This window comes from Butyricicoccus sp. (genome assembly GCF_050872565.1).
Classification (GTDB): Bacteria; Bacillota; Clostridia; order Oscillospirales; family Butyricicoccaceae; genus Butyricicoccus_A.
The window spans coordinates 1-3,449 of record NZ_JBNMHC010000246.1 but is presented as its reverse complement, the minus strand read 5'-3'; the positions used below and the strand labels follow the sequence as shown (position 1 = coordinate 3,449).

The window sequence follows — 3,449 nt, the reverse complement described above, 5'->3', positions numbered from 1 at the left end:
TACCGAATGTGTTCAAATGCTGTCAGATCCTCGCCTCTGCCTGCAAAATATTTCGCCTGAATATCGCGCGGCGACATCCATTCATAAACGAAGAAATGCTCTGTTTCCAATAGCTTTTGCAGTGCGTGCACATCAAAACAAGATTGCATCGGTTCTCCACCCGCAGCTGCCATGGCAAGCATATTTTGCACTCGCTTTATCTGCGAACAAAATAGCTGTTCATCCGCATAATCAAAGACCAAACTGCTTCCTTCTGCGGACAGGCAGGAAATATCATGCAGCATGGCTGTGATCGCATCATTTGACAGATAATAGCTTACGCCCAGCCACGAAAATAATGTCTTTCGCGTTGGATCAAATCCTGCCTGCAATAGCCTGCTTTTCAAATCGTCCGTTGAAAAATTGACCGAAACATATGTCAAGTGATCCGGAATCTTCCATCCAGCCCTCTGGATGCGCTGCAATTTATCCGCTTGCGTATATGGATGATCGACCTCAAACACGCGGCATGTTTTTAAAAGATCCGACTCTCGAAATGCAAATGTATCCATTCCCGCTCCGAGAATCACATACTGTGAGGTTCCCGTCTGCATGGCAGTTTTCAGACTATCCTCGCAGAATCTGGCTCGCGCCAGCGGTGTCGGCGCAATTTGTGTGTAAACCAAATACCGCAGGGCGTCTTCGTCATTAGAAAACGTTTCTGCTTTCTCCGGTGCAAAAAAATCCATGCCATTCAAAATATACGCTTTTATCGCCGCATATTCTTCCTCTGTCATGAGTTCTCTCGCCTTGGTGTCCGCAAAGATTGGATTGATCTCCTGGTCTGCGTGAAACGCTCTGCCAAAGGCAGACAGCAATGCCGTAATACTAGCCGTGTTATTCATGTGAAATCCTCTCCTCCAAAATACCGTTGATGATTTGTCTGAAGCCGTATGCATACAAATCCTGTTGTGTCATGGCAAATTGCTTGCAAAGAAACGCCCCCTTTGTCTGTACCAAATCAATAAAAGAGGTCACACTTGACCAGAGAACATACACCGTCATCAGCGGGACAACATCCTGACGAACAACTTTTTGCTGTTTTCCTTCTTCAATCCATCGAGCCAGATGTTCATTGATCTCCGTACCCAGCGCAAAAATGCGCTGAACGGTATCTGCAAGCTGTTCCAAATTCAGATTTTCCGTGTGTGCTTCCATGACATGTTTGAAAGACTGCGGACAGTCCGTTTGATAACGCACCATTGCTGCACAAACAGCGAAATACTGGGATAAAAAGCCTTCTTTGTTTTGCAAAACCGTTTGAATATCGTGACTCAATTGCAAAAGGCCATTTTCGATTATATGATGCATAATATCCTCTTTGCTGTCATAATACGCATAGATCGTCCGTCTGCTGTATGATGACACCTGAGAAATATTCTGAATGGTCGTCTGGTCAAAGCCCTTTTCAGAAAATAGTGTCTCTGCCGCTTGCAAGATCTTTTCTCTATGCAGCGCCGCAACCGCCTGTTTTTTGTTTTCGCGCCCCATAACGATACTCCAATTCTATTTAGTATACTTATAGTATACTAAACGTAGTTTTGTCTGTCAACTGTATTTCACATAAAAACAGCTGAGAGAAATGGTACGATTTCTCTCAGCTGTCACACACGCTCAGTATTTACTTCTTGTTGCTATTCAGTGCTGCCTGCGCGGCTGCCAGACGTGCAATCGGCACGCGGAACGGCGAGCAGGACACATAGGTGAGACCTGCTTCGTGGCAGAATGCGATGGAAGACGGATCGCCGCCATGTTCACCGCAAATGCCCATTTTGATATTCGGGCGGGTCTTTTTACCCTGCTCCGCAGCAATGCGGATGAGCTGACCAACGCCGTTCTGATCCAATCGTGCAAACGGATCGGACTCGTAGATCTTTGCCTGATAGTACGAATACAGGAACTTGCCTGCATCATCACGCGAGAAACCGAAGGTCATCTGCGTCAAATCATTGGTGCCAAACGAGAAGAATTCTGCTTCCTCTGCGATTTCACCAGCCATCAAAGCGGCGCGCGGAATTTCAATCATCGTGCCGATATGGTAAACGATGTCAGAATGCAATTCCTTCTTTACCTTCTCTGCTTCCTCGACAACGACATCCTTGACGAACTTCAGTTCCTTCTTGTCGCCAACCAACGGAATCATGATTTCCGGCTCAATCGCATAGCCCTTCTCATTGGAGACTTCAATCGCTGCTTCCATTACAGCGCGGGTCTGCATCTTGGCAATTTCCGGATAGGTAACAGCAAGACGGCAGCCGCGATGTCCCATCATCGGGTTAAACTCGTGCAAATCGTCGCACTTCTGCTTGACTTCTGCCGGTGTCATGCCCATATCCTTCGCCAGTGCTTCAATATCTGCCGGATCGGTCGGAACGAACTCATGCAGCGGTGGATCCAGATAACGAACCGTCATCGGGCGACCTTCCAGTGCCTCGTACATTGCCTTAAAGTCGCTCTTCTGGAACGGCAGCAATTCAATCAAGGCTTCTTCTCTCTGTTCCGGTGTATCCGACAAAATCATTTTCCGAATTTTTGGAATACGATTTGGTTCAAAGAACATATGCTCTGTACGGCACAGACCAATGCCTTCTGCACCCAAACGAACTGCATTCTTTGTATCCTTCGGCGTGTCTGCATTGGTACGAACGCGCAGACGACGGAAACTGTCTGCCCATGCCATAATTCTGCCAAAGTCACCGCTGACCGATGCTTCCTTGGTCTGAATCATGCCCTTATAAATAAAGCCTGTGCTGCCATCCAGAGAGATTTCATCTCCCTCATGGAAGGTGTAACCGCCAAGGGAGAATACCTTTGCCTCTTCATCAATGTTAATTTCACCGCAGCCGGATACACAGCAGGTGCCCATGCCGCGAGCTACGACAGCTGCATGAGAGGTCATACCGCCGCGTACCGTCAAAATACCTTCTGCCGCGTGCATACCCTCAATGTCTTCCGGAGAAGTCTCCAAACGAACCAAAATAACCTTTTCACCATTTTGCTCGTGTGCATTCTTGGCATCTTCTGCGGTAAAGTAAACCTTGCCAGCCGCAGCACCAGGCGATGCCGGCAATGCCTGACCAATCTTTTCTCCCTTTTTCAGATCTTCTGCATCAAAGGTTGGATGCAGCAGCTGATCTAAGCTCTTTGCCTCAATGCGCAGAACCGCTTCTTCCGGTGTAATACGTCCTTCGTCTACGAGATCGCAGGCAATTTTAATGGCAGCCTGTGCGGTGCGCTTGCCGTTTCTCGTCTGCAAGAAGAACAGCTTGCCTTCCTGAATCGTGAATTCCATATCCTGCATATCGCGGTAATGGTCTTCCAGACGATTGGCAATATCCATAAACTGCTGATAGCACTCCGGCAGGTCTTCTGCGAGCTTGGTAATCGGCTGCGGCGTTCTGATACCTGCC

At 47.9% G+C, this 3,449-nt stretch carries 3 protein-coding genes; all 3 read right to left on the bottom strand.

The features are described from left to right. The coding region (locus ACR0P9_RS09470; RefSeq protein ID WP_432619542.1) for a class I SAM-dependent methyltransferase at positions 1-884 on the bottom strand (884 nt) is incomplete at its 3' end. Next, positions 877-1,530, bottom strand: coding sequence for a TetR/AcrR family transcriptional regulator (locus ACR0P9_RS09465; RefSeq protein WP_432619540.1), 654 nt, complete (start codon positions 1,528-1,530; stop codon positions 877-879). The genes ACR0P9_RS09470 and ACR0P9_RS09465, both read right to left, overlap by 8 nt. A gap of 130 nt (positions 1,531-1,660) precedes the next feature. After that, the coding region (gene ppdK, locus ACR0P9_RS09460; RefSeq protein ID WP_432619538.1) for a pyruvate, phosphate dikinase at positions 1,661-3,449 on the bottom strand (1,789 nt) is incomplete at its 5' end.

Excerpts from the sequence above, each read along its gene's own strand:
- ACR0P9_RS09465 (WP_432619540.1), bottom strand. The coding sequence starts at position 1,530 with ATGGGGCGCGAAAACAAAAAACAGGCGGTTGCGGCGCTGCATAGAGAA.